The organism is Endozoicomonas sp. SESOKO2, assembly GCF_024606245.1.
Taxonomy (GTDB): Bacteria; Pseudomonadota; Gammaproteobacteria; order Pseudomonadales; family Endozoicomonadaceae; genus Endozoicomonas_A.
In genome coordinates this window covers 1-16,332 of record NZ_JAHHPQ010000038.1, presented here as the reverse complement: position 1 = coordinate 16,332, position 16,332 = coordinate 1, and the positions used below count along the sequence as shown (strand labels likewise).

The following is a 16,332-nucleotide window of genomic DNA, read 5'->3' as shown; positions in this document are numbered from 1 at the left end:
TCCGGTTAATGCCTGAATGTGATAGCTCTCGCTATGGAGAAATTAACGGCTTAATTCAGCTCCATTGATCTACAGACCCCGTCTTTTTTAGCAATTTTCGTTTTTCTAAATATTAGAAGAAAACTTAGGAACCTTGGTTAATTAATATTGTCAGAGCAATTGTAATGTTAAATGACATGGTTGTTTTCAATCACAATATTAAATACGGAGGTGTTTAAATATGGATATCCCAAAGGCTGGCACTCAGCCACGACGTCTAAATGAAATGACTCATGCCGTTGCACAAGATAAGAGTGATGCGACTTTTACAGGTGCCGGTGTCACAACCATTGGTCCACAGTCACAAATAACTTCACAAGAAAATGATAATAAAGTACATTATTCTCCCGTCGTGGAACGCAAGGTTGAAGCCTCTTCCCAGGTTACAGCTTCAGATGAAGCTACTCCAAATAATTGTTGGCATAGCTCCAAAGCACAGGTAAGGTCAAACACTGATGACCCGGGCGCCGAAGCTGTACCGTGCAAAATGATGAAAAGAGATGCTATGGCTATCTCGACAGATCGTGACAAACTGGAGCGTATTGTTGAGAGGCTTTTCAAGATAATTACAGACGCTGATAATACTGATGCTGATATTGAAAAAGCTAAAAGCCTGATATCCGAGTATGGGGCCGATGAACTTGCCAAGTGCACAGGCGTATTTTCAATTGATGAGAACCTTTTTTACCCTGCTATTACGCCTTTTGCTCTTGCATGCAGATTCGGAAAACTGGATTTAGTTAAGGCTCTGTTCGTCAATCAGGAACAATTAGACCAGACATTTGAATTAACTAATGGGACTAATGGGCGAACAGTACTCATGCTTGCAACCATGAAAGGGCATGCAAATGTAGTGGAACAATTATTAGTCTGGGGAGCTAACCCTCAAATTCTTGATGAAGCTAACAATGGTGTTAATGCTATTAATTTCGCTTATAACGGGTACAATCAAGATTTGTGCTCGAAAATCATAGTTTTATTACAAAACGCTCGTAGAGAAAGGAATCTGCCATCTTTTGAAGATGCAGAACCTGATAGAGTGCGTTATCAGGCAGTGGGCTCTGAGGGATACACTTTTACTTTTAATCGTGAAAAGCTTAAACGTAAATTCTTGGATTATCTCGAATCCAAATACGGGAAGTAGTCACCTTTTGAACTTAAAACTGTCCTTACGGTCAAAAAATTGGAATACCAAATAGAACCATGGAGGATATGACAATGCAACCCACTGGATCTGGGCTTGGCCAAATGCCAAGGTTACGTCGATTTGACGAAGTGGACACGGCTGCTCCCCCGGCAAAAAAATCATGCTTACGGCAAGTTGAAGAAAGCGAGGTAGCCGAGAAATCTCTGCCATCCAGTTGCAAGCATGGTTGTTTTGATGCGACGGAGACGATATTTAAACATTCAATGGATCTTTTAAAAGCCAGAAGGACCAGAGTAGTTCCCGGAGAAAATTATTCAAAAATCATAAAAAGCCTGTCATCTTTTAAAGACTTGATATCCTCTGAACTTCTACGTTTTACTCAGAATGGTGGAAATCCTGCTGCTGATGGACAAGGAGCAATGTATTCCCCTGAATCTCCGGCTTCAGAAAGAGCATCGACACCAACATCGCCAGGGACTGAATCATTCACCACTCCCGGTATAAAAAGTTCAACAGAAGGCGTGGTACACGGTACCGGTGTCATTGCTACCCGGAGCTTTAAAAAGGATGAGGAAGTATGTCACTACGATGGACCGCTGGTTTACAGAATCCGTAATTGTCATACTGGCAAATATCATGTCTTTACGATGAAGGATATGGGCAATCAGATCGATTTCCCGGAAAACGACTCCTATGTCGCCTGGTCGGGTGCTTTTATTGCAAAATCTGGCAGACCGGCCATTGAAATTGGCCGTGACGGTAAGAAGGATATCCGATTCCTGAATCACTCCAAGGAACCCAATGTCATGATCCGCTGTTCAGGCAGTGATACGGTAGAATGGGGGAATCAGGACAGTATTCAGCTAGTGGTTGTCGCTATAAGCGATATAAAACCGGGGGAAGAGCTGCTATTCGATTACGATAAAAACAAGCAAGACTCTGAAATAGACTTCAGCAAGTCAGACGTAGAAATAGCAACCGAAAAACAAAAAAACAAAATAATCAACAGAGTTAAAAACCTGAATCAAAAAGGTTTACACACCGAAGAAAAAAGATCAGCCAGAACAATGCAAAAAGAGATTATACTGCCATCAGAGCTTGATGATGAAATTGGTGAGATCTTGGAAACGCTCCGCGAAGTTCGTCGTGCAAATTGTGCACCCGCAACGCTTGATGACATAAATAAAGAATTAGATGACTCTCAGAAGAGACTTCTCAATATCATTTTCTCTGATAATCCCTCAGTTTTAAAGGATCTGGCTTCACATTTATTCCCGGGAAAAACCGGACCAAAAAAACAAGCTTTTATGAAAAAATTAACCATTGAAAATATTGAACAATTGAAAACCTATTTATCTCGATCCATTTTTAATGGCAGTCAAACCTGGTTTAAGGTTCCAGAATTAAAACGACATATCTCTTCTTATAGATAGAATTAAAAAACGGCAGTTGATATCAACCATCTGCCGTTTTTTCGCAGGCTTTTAAAAGCCATTCAGGGCGTCAGGTTCCCTGTTGTTGCTATCAGTCCAGAATCTCTTCAGCGGCAGCAACAATATTTTCTACAGTAAACCCAAAGTATGGAAAGAGATCACCGGCCGGTGCAGACTCACCGAAAGTGGTCATGCCGATGACCCGTCCGTCCAGGCCAACGTACTTGTACCAGAAGTCAGCCGCAGCGGCTTCAATCGCGATACGGGCAGGGACTTCAAGAGGCAAAACCATCTGCTTGTATTGCGCATCCTGAGCATCGAAAACCTCAGTGGATGGCATGGATACAACGCGGACCTTACGGCCCTGAGCGGTCAGGGCAGCTTCAGCGTTCATGGCCAGTTCCACTTCAGAACCGGTAGCAATCAGGATCAGTTCAGGAGTACCTTCGGAATCCTTCAGTACATAACCACCACGGGCAATGTCCACTACCTGATCAGCTTCACGATGCATACAGGGCAGACCCTGACGGGAGAAGATCAGTGCACTGGGGCCATCTTCACGCTCGATCGCATGTTTCCAGGCCACCGCCGATTCAACGGTGTCACAAGGACGCCATGCATTCACGTTAGGCGTCAGGCGCAGGCTGGCAATCTGTTCTACTGGCTGGTGTGTGGGACCGTCTTCACCCAGACCAATAGAGTCGTGAGTATAAACCAGAATACTGCGCTGCTTCATCAGAGCCGCCATGCGCACAGCGTTACAGGCGTATTCCATGAAGACCAGGAAGGTTGCACCGTAAGGTACGAAACCACCGTGCAAGGCGATACCGTTCATCATGGCGGTCATGCCGAATTCACGGACGCCGTAGAACACGTAGTTACCAGTGGCGTCAGCAGGCTTAACGCCTTTGGAACCACTCCACAGAGTCAGGTTGGAGCCCGCCAGATCAGCAGAACCACCCAGCAGTTCTGGCAACAGCGGACCAAAAGCATTCAGGGTGTTCTGGGAAGCCTTACGACTGGCGACTTTCTCGCCTTCTGCCTGACAGGACTTAATGAAGTCATCTGCCTTGGCAGAGAAGTCAGCAGGGAGTTCGCCTTTCTGACGACGAACAAATTCAGCCGCCAGTTCAGGGTGAGCAGACTGGTAAGCAGCAAACTTTTCGTTCCATACGGTTTCTTTAGCGGTACCGGTTTCTTTGGCATCCCAATGGCTGTAGATGTCGGACGGGATTTCAAAAGCAGGATGTTCCCAACCCAGACGCTCACGGGTTAATTTGATCTCTTCGTCACCCAGGGGGGCACCATGACACTCTTCCTTGCCTTCCTTGTTAGGAGAACCAAAACCGATGACAGTCTTGCAGCAGATCAGAGTAGGTTTGGTTTTTTCCGCACGGCCTGCTTCGATAGCAACACGTATTGCTTCAGGGTCATGACCGTCAACATTTGGAACAACGTGCCAGTTGTAGGCTTCGAAACGCTGCACGGTGTCGTCGGTGAACCAGCCTTCTACTTCGCCATCAATGGAGATACCATTGTCGTCGTAGAAAACGATCAGTTTACCCAGCTCCAGAGTGCCTGCCAGAGAGCACACCTCATGGGAAATACCTTCCATCATGCAGCCATCACCCATGAAGACATAGGTGTGGTGGTCAACAATGTTGTGACCTTCCCGGTTGAACTGAGCCGCCAAAGTCTTTTCGGCAACTGCCATACCCACGGCATTGGCAATACCCTGACCCAGAGGACCGGTAGTAGTCTCGATGCCCGGAGCGTAACCGTACTCAGGGTGGCCTGCGGTTTTGGAGTGCAACTGACGGAAGTTCTTGAGGTCTTCAACAGACACATCGTAACCGCTCAAATGCAGCAAAGAGTAAAGCAGCATGGAGCCGTGACCGTTGGACAGAACAAAACGGTCCCGGTCAGCCCACTGAGGGTTAACCGGGTTGTGATTCAGATAATCACGCCACAATACTTCAGCAATATCAGCCATACCCATTGGGGCACCGGGGTGTCCGGACTTGGCTTTCTGTACAGCGTCCATACTCAGGGCGCGGATGGCATTGGCTAGCTCACGACGTGAGGACATAGGAATCAGGGCTCCGAAGATCCAGTCTGTTTTAAATTGGCGCTATTCTAATGCCTTCAGCCACAAACTGAAATCGCTATATATGACTATCCTGAATCTCCTGAACACTTTATTGATAGCCATTGCCTCTGAAAATCCGGGGTGTCTGCGATTCGAAAGTCACTGATCAGGAAGACTCCCGTTCAGTGAATGACTGTCGTGTTCGATTAGCATAGGCAACCAGTGACAACATCACCGGCACTTCCACCAAAACACCCACAACCGTTGCCAAAGCGGCCCCGGAATTCAGTCCAAAAAGACTGATGGCCACGGCAACAGCCAGTTCAAAAAAGTTGGAGGCACCAATCATTGCACCAGGTGAGGCAATGTTATGGGGTTGCTTCCACTTCTTCATCCATAAATAGGTGATGGCAAAAATCAGATAGGTCTGGATGATCAGGGGTATGGCAATCAGGAAGATATCCAGGGGATGGGCAATAATCGTGTTGGCCTGAATCCCAAACAGAAGAATGACTGTGCCAATTAACCCAATGATCGAAAAGGGCTTGATGCCTGTCAGAAATAGACTCAGTGCTTGTTCGCTGCGAACAGCTTTTCGGGTCAACCAGCCTGCAAGCACTGGTATCACCACAAACAGTCCGACGGACAGAAACAGGGTATTCCAGGGTACAAATACCTCTGTTACTCCCAGCAAAAAGGCGGCAAGGGGAGCAAACGCAATGAGCATGATCAGGTCATTGATGGCGACCTGAACCAGAGTGTAGTTAGGGTCTCCCCTGGTCAACTGACTCCAGACAAAAACCATGGCAGTACAGGGTGCGACACCCAGTAGAATCATACCGGCAGTATACTCTTTACCCAGCTCAGGACTGATCCAGTCGCCAAAAACATAGCGAATAAACAATACGGCCAGCAGTGCCATGGTGAAAGGCTTGATCAACCAGTTAATAGTGACGGTGATGATCAACCCTTTTGAACGACGATGAACGTTTTTAATGGCAGAGAAATCCACCTGCATCATCATTGGATAGATCATCAGCCAGATCAGTACCGCGATAACCAGATTAATGCTGGCGTATTGCCATTGGCCAAGAGCCTCAAAGAATTCTGGAAATTGCAGTCCACCAAAAAGCCCTGCAAATATGCCCAAAGCAACCCAGAGGCTGAGATAGCGTTCAAAAATCCCCATAGCTGACCTCATATTCTTAAATCGCCAGATGTCACGGCAAAAGCTATTATCAGTGGACCGGATGGAAAGTCTATAGGTTTTTAGGGCTGTCTGGACCAGCCGCGGATTTTATCGATCTCCTCTTTATCAATGCCCAGTGACTCCAGAAATTCCTGATGCGCCTGCGGCTCCATTTTTTCAAACTGCTGATGCCAGCTTTTCATATCCTCCTCGCTGAACCCGGCCGCTTTCATAATTTCTACCCAACGATCTTTGTTGACCATATTTTGCTCAAGTAATAAAGGTTGTTTAAGCAGCAATACAGTGGCTTTTTGCTGCTGGCGCAACTTCTGAATCTCATGCTCAAGAGCCAGCAGCTGGCCACGCAAAATGCGTTCTTGCTCCCTATCGTCTTCACCGTCGAGAAGTCGCACAATATTGCTGACCGGTGTGCCGAAAGCACGGTAAGCCATGATCGCTTCAAGACGTTTGATTTCATTCTGCCCATACCATCGATAGCCATTCTCTGATCGAGTGTGGGGCATTAGCAGACCTTCACGCTCATAATGTTGCGGAAGATCGACAGGTTGGTGGAAGCTGATCCGGCATACCGAACCCGCTCTGGTTTCCTTCAGGAAATCGCGCGCGCCAAGCTGCACACAATAGGATAAAGGGATTATCAGGGAAGGAGATGAACTCATTTCAAGCAAAATACATGAAGAGCCAGTAACAGGTCGCACCTGGCTCCGGCTCAAGTATTACGCGGTATCGTACAAATGCCCGAGCTTCCAGACCTTGGTGGTCAGGTACTTCTCATTGTGGGGATTCTGCCCGGTCTGATGGGGCTGACGATGAACAACATCAACCCCCTGACGGGCCAGGGCTTCCACCTTCTTTGGGTTGTTGGTCATCAGTACTAGTTGTGTAACCCCCAGGTGATCCAGCATGGTCTTGCACATATCGTACTTGCGCAAGTCAGCGGCGAAACCCAGTTCTTCATTGGCTTCTACAGTATCCAGACCTGTATCCTGAAGCTGGTAAGCCCGGACTTTGTTCATCAAACCTATTCCACGGCCTTCCTGACGCAGATAAAGAATCACCCCGCGACCCGCTTCGGCAATCTTGCGCATGGCCGCCTCAAGCTGGGGACCGCAATCACAGCGCATGCTGAAAAGAGCATCTCCGGTCAGACACTCTGAATGGACCCGCGCCAGAACGGGACCACCCTCGCTCACATCCCCCATGGTGAGAGCCAGATGCTCCTTGCCGGTGCCACTCTCTTCAAATCCATGCATGATGAACTCACCGAAAGGGGTGGGCAAGCGAGACTCTGCAACGTAACGAACAGACACTCACTACTCCTCAAGACAGTCGTGGGGTGGAATTGTAACAGTACAAGATGTTACAGGCGAGCTAATAAGGAGCCTGCAATGTCATGACCCCACCTTCTTCACTGAATCGGATGTGCTTCAGATAACTCATGCCCAGTAACACGGTTTCAGGGCTACTGCCTTCAATCACTGTGGCTTCAACATTAGCAACCCGAATACCGCCGACCATCACGAAATTCAACATCACCTGAAAGCCTTTGACCACTCCACTGGCGGTTTCGACACGAATCGGGCTGCCATCCTGGTATCGGATGCCAAGCCGGTCAGCTGTGGCACTGCTGATAGCCACAACATTTGCTCCGGTATCCACCAACACCTGAACAGGTTTATTGTTAATAATACTCTGGGCAAGGTACTGCCCATCATTGCTTCTGTTGATTCGAGCAGTCAGAAGCTCCGGTGATTGAATACCATCACCCATATCACGACTGAGAAAATAATCTTTCGCTACGCCATTGATTTCAACCCGGGCTTTCCGACTGCTGGCATCAATCAGCCTGACTCCTTTTACCGGTTGTTGGCCTACCTTCAGAAATTGACGCTCACCATCAATGAACACCAGAGCCTTGTCTGGGAACAGGGCAACTACACTGACATCGACGGCATGGGAAGAGACAGAAAAGAACCATGACAGGCTGGCAAACACTCCAGCAAAGAACCTGAAAGAGAACACTGATTTCATTCTATTTTTTAGTATTGATTACCCGTGGCGGGTTATAACCCAATTCTGTTTAGGCTCTATCTTGCGCACCGAAAGCATCAGGGTCAAGTCGTTGAACTCTGCCGAAAAGTTAATTGCGACTTATGCCGTACAAAAGAATAAATTTTTGCCGAATAGGTGAATGACAGCGATGTATAGTTACCATCGTCGTACAAACAACAAAAACCAAAAACACCCTTAGAATTATAGGTATTTATTCGTACAAACCAAGAGACACAGGACTTCATATCAGGTAGAGTTAGCCGTACATATGTCGCCTAATAAAGAAGAATCTAAAGAGACATGATCAAGTACCATTATCTACCGCTGTTGTTTTCACTGCTCTGCATAACGGCCTGTAGCCCGCTTCCTAAAGCCTCCAGTGTCAGTCAAACCTCCCAGACAAAACTCCAGTCTGCTCAACATTGGGGGGTGATCGCTAATCATCTTTCAGACCAGTTGATAAAGGATGGTGATTTGCTCAGTAAGTCTTTGTACATTGATGAAAGTCGTTTTAGCACTGATTTTTCAAAAGTATTTTCAAAGCAACTGGTCAGTGAGCTGGTCAAAAAAGATGTGGATGTCACTCTTTCCCCTTCACCCACTTTTTCAGAGCTGGAAATTGATGTCGATGTTGTTCGTCACCCCAATGACAGGGACAAAGGCACCGGGTTCCCAATGTCTATTGGACTTGCAAGTGCCTGGTTTATCGTTGAAACCAATGGTTACGGGGTGATCCCTGCGGTCGTTGCGGCTGAATATATGAGCAGTAAGTCCAGCCGGACAAACTCTGAAATTGCCGTGACAACAAGAGTCAAGGAAGGCAGTAGCATCCAGTTTTCAGAAACCCATGTTTACTACATAACAGATCAATCTGTTAAGCAGTTCAAAACACCAGGTTCTGTTAGTTTGACAGATCAAGAAGCGGGAGGTTTGTGAGATGAAAGCCATACTTATCCGATTGTCTATCCTACTGGTTTCTCTCTTCTTGGCAGCTTGTGAAAGCCAACCCGTTTACGAAGAGCCACCGCGCATAGATCTGGTTGGAATCAGTAAAATTGCGGCTGCAACTTTACACTCCAAAGCCAGTGACTTATTGCCAGAAGGCTCCACCATTTTGTCAACCAGTCTGGCCGATATCGATAGTTTGAGCGCTACCTCAACACTGGGAAGAATTTTATCTGAGCAACTTTCATCAAGACTGTCCGACCGGGGTTACGAACTGATTGAAATCAAAATGCGAAACAGTGTTTTTATCAGTAATGAACGAGGGGGCGAATTTACTTTATCTCGCCAACTTGCCGCTATCAGCAAAGATTACAACGCAGATGCAATTTTGACTGGAACCTATGCGCTTGGCAGTCAGACCGTTTACATCAACGCTCGTCTGATAAATACAGTGGATAATATTGTACTGTCCACTGTGGACTTTCAGCTACCGATAGACTCTGACATCCGGATGATGACTAAAAAGTCTTATTAAGCAGCTTCAGATTCAGGTTTTTTCCACTTTCGGGAAATGGGGTGCCAACACCCGCCGTATCTCAATGCCTTCACTCAACTTGATGGCTTTGAGACTCAGCAGGCTGCAAACCATCACAGCACTATATAAGCAATCACCTGAAGAAAGATAAGCGCAAAAATACCGGCAACGATGTCGTCTATCATAATACCCAGGCCACCATGCACTTTCTTGTCCAGCCAACCGATGGGCCAGGGTTTCCAGATATCAAAGATTCGGAACAGGATAAATCCGGCCAATACCCACTCCCAGCCACTGGGAGCAGCCAGCATAGTGATCCAGTAACCGACGAACTCATCCCAGACAATACCCGGATGGTCGTGGACACCGAGGTCTTTAGAGGTCTTTCCACATAGCCAGACACCCAACACAATGCTGACAGCCAGTACGAGCAGATAATTCCACAGCGGCAGGTACTGAAAAAGCAAATAGAAAGGAATGGCCGCTATGGTGCCGAAAGTTCCCGGCGCGACAGGCGACAGACCACTACCCAGACCAAAGGCAAAAAAGTGAACCGGATTTTTCCAGACTGAAGGTGTTTTACTCATAAGTACCTGTAGCCCATGAAAGAATGTTCTTTCATAAAAAAGAAGTCACTAAAAGTGCTGATAGGCTCGGGGAGAAAGGGGCTGTGCCGTCTCTGCATCCACCAGCCCGGGAGCGGAAGTTATACGACCGATGCAGGTTACAGGATTATCTGTCAATAAACTGTCAGGAAGCAGTAGCTTTTTTCGATCGGGCCATGTAAAACACAACTCATAATCATCACCACCGGTCAGCGCCAGCTCTGTGGCTTTCTCCATACCCAGCAAACTTTCCAGCTCTTTGGAGACGGGTACCGATGAAGTATTAAGTTCAGCACCAACCTGACTGGTTTTGAGAATGTGCCCCAGGTCGCCCAAGAGACCATCGGAAATATCCAGAGCAGCCGTGGCGCCATTTTCCAGCAACCACTGACCCAATGCGATTCTGGGTGCCGGTCGATAGTAGCGCTCCAGCAGATGGCGCTGTTCAAGGGTGCGAGCACTCTTTGGGTTCTCACCTCGCAAAATATCAGGTAGTGCACCAGCAGCGTCCCCAAGACAACCGCTGACATAAATCAGATCCCCGACTTGAGCGCCATTTCGCCGTAGCGCAATGGCTCCGGATAATGTTCCCTGTACCTGTATCGAGAGGGTTAAAGGCCCTTGGGTGGTGTCTCCCCCGATCAGCCCTATCTGATGGATTGACGCCAGCTCTGCCAAACCATCAGAAAACGACTGAAGCCAGGTATCATTCGATTCTGGCATGGTCAAAGCCAGCATAAAGCTATGGGGTTTTGCCCCCATAGCGGCGAGATCACTGAGATTAACGGCCAGCGCACGATAACCCAGCAGATAGGGGTCACAGTTTTTCGGGAAGTGAATGCCTTCAACCAGCGTATCCAGAGACTGGGCCAGTTGCTGACCGGGTTGAAGAGACAGAAGTGCACAATCGTCGCCTATACCAACGACATCAGTTGATGACGATCGAAGACCCGGACGATCGAAGAAACTGCGAATCAGATCAAATTCGCCAAGCGCCATGTGAGGTTCCAGCCAAGCTAAAATACGAGTTTAACGCGCTGCAATGCGGGTTAACAGATCAGGAGAGAATAGCATTATCTCCTGATCGAAAACCGACTACTTCCGACGGAAGTTGCGCACTTCATCAGGGCGAACACGGGGTGCCAGCTTGTCCAGGATGCCGTTGATGTAACGGTGAGAATCCTGGGCACCAAAACGCTTAACCAACTCAATCGCTTCGTTGATGACAACACGGTACGGGACATCGGAGCGGTTCATGAGTTCATAGCAACCAATGCGAAGGGCCGACATTTCAACCGGGTCCAATTGTGCGATAGGACGATCCAGCAGTGGCGACATGGCGTCATCCAGTCGACTGGCTTCACGGGCAATCCCGGTCAGCAGCATGTGAAAATAGCCGTCGTCCACCTTGCTGAAATCGTTGTCCGCACGAAACTGCATTTCAATCTGGGTGATGGATGCCTGGGACATCTGCCACTGGTATAACGCCTGCAACGCCAGTTGACGTGCACGACGACGGGCAGATGGTTTTGGACGCGGGGCAGATTTCTGCCCGGCTTCCTGCTTCTCAGTAGACAACTCAGGCCTCCAGTTTCTTGAGCAGGGATACCATTTCGAAAGCCGCCATGGCAGCCTCTTCACCCTTGTTACCCGCTTTGGTACCGGAACGCTCGATAGCCTGCTCGATGGTATCTACGGTCAGAACACCGAAACTCACTGGAATTTCTTCGTCCAGATTCACGTGGGAAAGGCCTTTCACACATTCGTTAGCAACGAATTCAAAGTGTGGTGTGCCACCACGAATGACAGCACCCAGGGCAATAATGGCGTCGAAGCGTTGGGTTTTGGCAACTTTCTTAACCGTCAGTGGAATTTCGAACGCGCCCGGGCACCGGACGATAGTGATATCCTGTTCCGCAACACCGTGACGGGTCAAACTGTCCACAGCAGCATTGAGCAGACTTTCTACAACAAAGGCATTCCAGCGGCCAACAACGATCGCATACTTGCCGCCATTTGCCTGCAGAGTACCTTCGATGGTTTGCAGTGACATTGCGTTTTCCTCAATAAATCTTTGTGTCTGTTGCACTTACAACAATGTGCTCTGACAATCAGTCTTCACACGGAATATATTCAACAATTTCCAGATCAAATCCGGACAGGGCCGCGAAGCGAATCGGTGAGCTAAGCAGGCGCATTTTACCCACTCCCAGATCACGCAGAATCTGTGAACCAGTGCCTATGGTCAGATACGCGCCGGACATACCGTTGCTGTTACTCTTGCCTTCCGAGAACTTTTCCAGGGCCCCGCCCAGATCAAGCCTCGACTCGGAGTCGAGCAACACAATCACGCCACGCCCCTCACTGGCGACCTTGGCCATTGCTTTGTGCAGTGGCCAGCTGGATTTACCGTTTTCAGGATGTGCCGACAGCAGATCACGAAAAGGTTCCATAGCATGAACTCGCACCAGCGCCGGTGAGTTCGGTGTAATATAGCCCTTGGTCAGGGCAATGTGCGTCGCACCGCTGATGGAATCCTTGTAGGCCGTCATATCAAACTGGCCAAAATCGGTATCCAGAGAGCGCCGCTCTAGCTTTTCGACGGTTTTCTCATTCAGGATTCGGTAGTTGATCAGATCGGCGATGGTGCCGATTTTCAGATCATGCTCTTTGGCAAACACTTCCAGATCAGGACGACGAGCCATGGTGCCGTCTTCATTCATGATCTCAATAATAGCGGCTGCCGGCGTCAGTCCGGCCAGACGGGCCAGATCACAACCGGCTTCAGTATGACCCGCACGGCTGAGTACACCGCCAGGCTGGGCTCTCAATGGGAACACGTGACCTGGCTGAACAATATCGCCGGGGCGAGTCAGAGGATCCGCGGCTACCCGAATCGTTCTTGCCCGGTCATGGGCCGAAATACCTGTTGTTACCCCTTCTGCCGCTTCTATGGAAACGGTAAAGGGTGTACCAAAGCCCGATGAATTGTCTTCCGAAGTCACCATCGGTGGCAGTCCCAGAAAATCGCAGCGTTCTCCGGTCAGAGTCAGGCATAGCAAACCTCTGGCTTCACGGGCCATGAAATTCACGATCTCAGGAGTGATCTTCTCAGCAGCGATTATCAGGTCACCTTCGTTTTCACGATCTTCATCATCCATCAGGATGACAGGTCTTCCGAGGCGGATATCCTCAATAATCTCTTCGATGGAGTTAAGCTGCATAACACCCCCGTGTGTGTTTTCTATACATCCGGTATGCGAAACCGGCGTATTCTAACGGTTTCATACCCAAGCTGGAAGCGATCACTTCATAAAGCCATGTTCGGCAAGAAAACCGGCGGTCAGACTGACAGGAGCCGATGGGCTCTCTTCCCTGAGGCTGGGGTCCATCAGCCTTTCCAGATACCGGGCCAGCACATCCACTTCCAGATTGATTTCTGTTCCTGCCCGATAGCCGGTAATAATGGTTTCCTGCTGAGTATGAGGCACGATGTTCAGGGCAAAGCGACAGCCGTCCACCTTGTTGACCGTCAGGCTGACACCATCTACCGTGATCGATCCCTTGTGGGCAATATACCGGGCCAGATTGGAGGGCGCCTCCACCCAGTAGACCGTTGAACGCCCCGAAGGTTCAATGGAGACTATTTTACCAACACCATCAACATGACCACTGACCAGGTGACCACCCAGCCGGGTTGAAGGTGTCAGAGCTTTTTCCAGATTCAGAGCAGAACCGACGGCCAGGCCCGAAAGCGTTGAATATTCGAGCGTTTCCAGGGAAACATCAGCCACATATCCCTGCCCGGTCAATTCAACTACGGTCAGGCAGACACCATTGGTGGCAATGCTGTCACCGAGTTTTACGTCTGAAAGATCCAAACAACCTGAGTTAACCGTTAGCCTCAGATCACCAGAGCGGGGTTCTACTTTTTGCAGGCTACCAACAGCCTCGATAATACCTGTAAACATGAATAGCGAATCTCAGTCGTCAGTGTTCTGTTTGAAAGTGGCCTTAAGGAGCCAGTCAGTACCAATAGCGCGAATATCAGAGATATTCAGTGCCAGCTTTTCTGACATCGACTGAAAGGGAAGGTTCAGCAATGGCCGGGCCGCTGACCCCATCAAGGTTGGGGCCATGAAGATATTCAGCTCATCCACCAGTCCTTCACTGACAGCCGCTCCGGCAAGGGTCGCCCCTGTTTCGAGCAAGACCTCCTGACAATCTCTCTGAGCCAGTTCGCTCATTAATGCGTTCAGATCAACCTGTCTGCCGGGGTTCAATCTAATCACTTCGGCACCGGCAGCCTCCAGCTGCGCCAGCCGGTTCTGTTCTGCCTGATCCGTGCAGACAACCAGAACCTTTCCGGGCCCGGTGACTACTTTCGCGTCTACAGGGGTTTGCAGAGATGAATCCAGAACGACCCTTAGTGGTTGTCTTCGAGCGAGTTTTTCAGCATCTGGGAGCCCCAACTCTTGCGCTCTGACGGTCAAAGAAGAATTATCGTGAAGAATAGAGCCAACACCCGTAATAACAGCACAACTTTGCGCCCGGAGCTTTTGAACTTCACTGCGGGCATCGGGTCCGGTAATCCATTGGGATTCACCACTTGCCATGGCCGTTCTGCCGTCCAGACTCATGGCCAGCTTCAGCCGGACATAAGGTTGTCCAGTCACCATCTTTTTGATAAAGCCTGGGTTCAGTGTTTTCGCTTCAAGCTCAAGAACACCCGATTCAACCTCAATGCCAGCGTCACTTAGCAGGCTCATACCACGACCGGACACCAGTGGGTTAGGGTCCTCCATAGCAGCAACCACTCTGCCCACTCGAGCTCTGATCAGTGCTTGCGCACAGGGCGGTGTTTTTCCAAAATGACTACAGGGCTCAAGGGTGACATAGGCTGTTGCTCCCTCAGCCCGGTCACCCGCCATTTCCAGAGCATGCACTTCAGCATGGGGCTCGCCCGAACGCTCATGAAAGCCTTCACCAACAATGACGCCATCCTTCACGATCACACAACCAACCCTGGGATTGGGCATTGTGGTGTACAACCCTTTCCGTGCCAGTTGCAGGGCTCGGGACATCATTTCATGATCAATGGCAGACGCCATAGGAGGCTCTCCGGGCTAAGTCAGAAATGGGGGCAGTTTATATGATTTTGCGGCCAGCATCACTCACTGACGGAATAGCCCGAGCACATCAATCGTAAGCATTCGCACTGTTCATCACACTCGATACCCTAGTAGAATCAAGCAACTACAAATGAGAAGAGTTGAGAGCAAGCAAGTGCAGCAACTTCGTTTTCACCATGTCGGGATACCTACCCGGGAAAAGCTATCAGACGATTGCTATAACGAGAAACTGAAACATCATGCCACCGGGTATTTCGAAACCCCTTATGGTGTTGAGTGGATGAATTTTGATGAAGACAATACATTACCGGAGATTATAAAAACCACGCCCCATATTGCCTTTGAGGTGGACGATATTCAGGAAGCCATAAAAGGAAAAGAAGTCGTTCTTGAGCCCACCTCTCCGGCAGAACATGTCACTGTAGCTTTCATCAAAGATGGAAGAACGCTCATTGAGTTGATTCAGTTTGATCGGCCAGAGAGTGAGATCTGGCCGCATCCGGAAAAATTCCTGCTGAAGTAAGCCATCGGGGCTTTTAGCGGGATATTTCCAGTTAAAAGCCCTTATCAGAGCGGGCTGACAAAGGAGGCCAGGGACGCGAATCTTCACTTTCGATCCAGGCTTTTACCCAACCTTCCGGCTCTGGAGACCAGTCTTCCATATCCATGGCTTTTCTGACGCGTTCAGTAGCGACTATCCGGCCCTTCTCGGTAACAGCCGTTCTTAACAGGACTGAAGAAGCCGGTTCACCTTTCACCCACATGGACTGGATGATATAAACCCATCGCTCATCCATCGCGGTCACCTGGGTGTACGTAGTCACTTTGTCGAACATTCGGACCCGCTTTCGATAACGAGTGGTACTGCCTGCCACCACCAATCCCCATTTCTCCCTTTTAAGGACAGCAGACAGCCCGCTCTGAATAGAAAGAGTAAACCGGCCCAGATCGAACAGCGTCAAAACCCGACCATTATTCATTTCCATGAACAGATCTAAATCCCATGGCATACAGCGAAAGCGATTCTCACTGATGGCGTCAACAGAAATTTTGGGGGCTTTGTTGGCCCTGCGGAGAGTGGTCAGGAGTCGAATGAATGGATACATGCTCAAATCTTCTAGTAATAATGCCCAGCATCATAGCCA

General features: G+C 48.9%; 18 protein-coding genes. 5 read left to right on the top strand and 13 right to left on the bottom strand.

Annotation, left to right across the window (positions count from 1 at the left end; translation table 11 throughout):
• Window positions 1-220: 220 nt before the first annotated feature.
• Together KDK17_RS00910 and KDK17_RS00905 are read left to right on the top strand one after the other, a co-directional pair.
• Window positions 221-1,183: an ankyrin repeat domain-containing protein gene (locus tag KDK17_RS00910; RefSeq protein WP_257281266.1), complete on the top strand. Its 963-nt coding sequence runs from the start codon at window positions 221-223 to the stop codon at window positions 1,181-1,183.
• A 104-nt stretch (window positions 1,184-1,287) separates the two neighbouring features.
• Window positions 1,288-2,619, top strand: coding sequence for an SET domain-containing protein (locus tag KDK17_RS00905; RefSeq protein WP_257287137.1), 1,332 nt, complete (start codon window positions 1,288-1,290; stop codon window positions 2,617-2,619).
• 91 nt (window positions 2,620-2,710) lie between these two features.
• Here the strand turns inward: KDK17_RS00905 and tkt are convergent, their stop codons facing one another.
• From tkt to KDK17_RS00880, 5 genes are all read right to left on the bottom strand, one after another.
• Window positions 2,711-4,708, bottom strand: a complete 1,998-nt coding sequence (gene tkt / locus KDK17_RS00900; protein ID WP_257276443.1) for a transketolase — start codon at window positions 4,706-4,708, stop codon at window positions 2,711-2,713.
• A gap of 166 nt (window positions 4,709-4,874) precedes the next feature.
• Window positions 4,875-5,897 carry an ACR3 family arsenite efflux transporter gene (gene arsB, locus KDK17_RS00895; RefSeq protein WP_257254959.1) on the bottom strand — a complete coding sequence of 341 codons (1,023 nt, stop codon included), beginning with the start codon at window positions 5,895-5,897 and terminating at the stop codon, window positions 4,875-4,877.
• Between the two features lie 80 nt (window positions 5,898-5,977).
• A complete protein-coding gene (locus tag KDK17_RS00890; protein ID WP_257287136.1) occupies window positions 5,978-6,577 on the bottom strand; it encodes a MerR family transcriptional regulator in 600 nt (199 codons plus the stop codon).
• Between the two features lie 57 nt (window positions 6,578-6,634).
• On the bottom strand, window positions 6,635-7,228 hold the full coding sequence (ribA, locus tag KDK17_RS00885) for a GTP cyclohydrolase II (protein ID WP_257252830.1): 594 nt from the start codon (window positions 7,226-7,228) through the stop codon (window positions 6,635-6,637).
• A 61-nt stretch (window positions 7,229-7,289) separates the two neighbouring features.
• The gene (locus tag KDK17_RS00880) at window positions 7,290-7,949 is read right to left on the bottom strand and encodes a TIGR02281 family clan AA aspartic protease (protein ID WP_257287135.1); all 660 of its coding nucleotides are present in this window, start codon (window positions 7,947-7,949) and stop codon (window positions 7,290-7,292) included.
• Between the two features lie 321 nt (window positions 7,950-8,270).
• Between KDK17_RS00880 and KDK17_RS00875 the strand changes: the two genes are divergently transcribed.
• Window positions 8,271-8,906 carry a hypothetical protein gene (locus KDK17_RS00875; RefSeq protein ID WP_257275793.1) on the top strand — a complete coding sequence of 212 codons (636 nt, stop codon included), beginning with the start codon at window positions 8,271-8,273 and terminating at the stop codon, window positions 8,904-8,906.
• Window position 8,907: 1 nt separating this feature from the next.
• Window positions 8,908-9,450, top strand: a complete 543-nt coding sequence (locus KDK17_RS00870; RefSeq protein ID WP_257275792.1) for a FlgO family outer membrane protein — start codon at window positions 8,908-8,910, stop codon at window positions 9,448-9,450.
• Between the two features lie 113 nt (window positions 9,451-9,563).
• On the opposite strand, the gene KDK17_RS00865 is transcribed toward KDK17_RS00870, so the two are convergent.
• The 7 genes from KDK17_RS00865 to ribD all read right to left on the bottom strand — a co-directional run bounded on the left by KDK17_RS00865 (window position 9,564) and on the right by ribD (window position 15,166).
• Window positions 9,564-10,037 carry a phosphatidylglycerophosphatase A gene (locus tag KDK17_RS00865; RefSeq protein WP_257252367.1) on the bottom strand — a complete coding sequence of 158 codons (474 nt, stop codon included), beginning with the start codon at window positions 10,035-10,037 and terminating at the stop codon, window positions 9,564-9,566.
• Window positions 10,038-10,085: 48 nt separating this feature from the next.
• Window positions 10,086-11,054, bottom strand: a complete 969-nt coding sequence (thiL, locus tag KDK17_RS00860; protein WP_257287134.1) for a thiamine-phosphate kinase — start codon at window positions 11,052-11,054, stop codon at window positions 10,086-10,088.
• A gap of 96 nt (window positions 11,055-11,150) precedes the next feature.
• Entirely contained in the window at window positions 11,151-11,633 is a 483-nt protein-coding gene (gene nusB, locus KDK17_RS00855; RefSeq protein ID WP_257281303.1) for a transcription antitermination factor NusB, read from the bottom strand.
• 1 nt (window position 11,634) lies between these two features.
• Window positions 11,635-12,108 carry a 6,7-dimethyl-8-ribityllumazine synthase gene (gene ribE, locus KDK17_RS00850; RefSeq protein ID WP_257274822.1) on the bottom strand — a complete coding sequence of 158 codons (474 nt, stop codon included), beginning with the start codon at window positions 12,106-12,108 and terminating at the stop codon, window positions 11,635-11,637.
• A gap of 58 nt (window positions 12,109-12,166) precedes the next feature.
• Window positions 12,167-13,279, bottom strand: a complete 1,113-nt coding sequence (gene ribBA, locus KDK17_RS00845; protein ID WP_257252362.1) for a bifunctional 3,4-dihydroxy-2-butanone-4-phosphate synthase/GTP cyclohydrolase II — start codon at window positions 13,277-13,279, stop codon at window positions 12,167-12,169.
• Between the two features lie 81 nt (window positions 13,280-13,360).
• Window positions 13,361-14,026 (bottom strand): riboflavin synthase, encoded by a 666-nt coding sequence (locus tag KDK17_RS00840; RefSeq protein WP_257252361.1) that lies wholly within the window; start codon window positions 14,024-14,026, stop codon window positions 13,361-13,363.
• Between the two features lie 12 nt (window positions 14,027-14,038).
• Window positions 14,039-15,166: a bifunctional diaminohydroxyphosphoribosylaminopyrimidine deaminase/5-amino-6-(5-phosphoribosylamino)uracil reductase RibD gene (gene ribD / locus KDK17_RS00835; RefSeq protein ID WP_257252360.1), complete on the bottom strand. Its 1,128-nt coding sequence runs from the start codon at window positions 15,164-15,166 to the stop codon at window positions 14,039-14,041.
• Between the two features lie 151 nt (window positions 15,167-15,317).
• Here ribD and KDK17_RS00830 point away from each other — a divergent pair, with 151 nt between their 5' ends.
• The gene (locus tag KDK17_RS00830; protein ID WP_257252358.1) at window positions 15,318-15,710 is read left to right on the top strand and encodes a hypothetical protein; all 393 of its coding nucleotides are present in this window, start codon (window positions 15,318-15,320) and stop codon (window positions 15,708-15,710) included.
• A 31-nt stretch (window positions 15,711-15,741) separates the two neighbouring features.
• Here KDK17_RS00830 and KDK17_RS00825 read toward each other — a convergent pair whose 3' ends face one another.
• Window positions 15,742-16,293: an acyl-CoA thioesterase gene (locus KDK17_RS00825; RefSeq protein WP_257252356.1), complete on the bottom strand. Its 552-nt coding sequence runs from the start codon at window positions 16,291-16,293 to the stop codon at window positions 15,742-15,744.
• Window positions 16,294-16,332 lie beyond the last annotated feature (39 nt).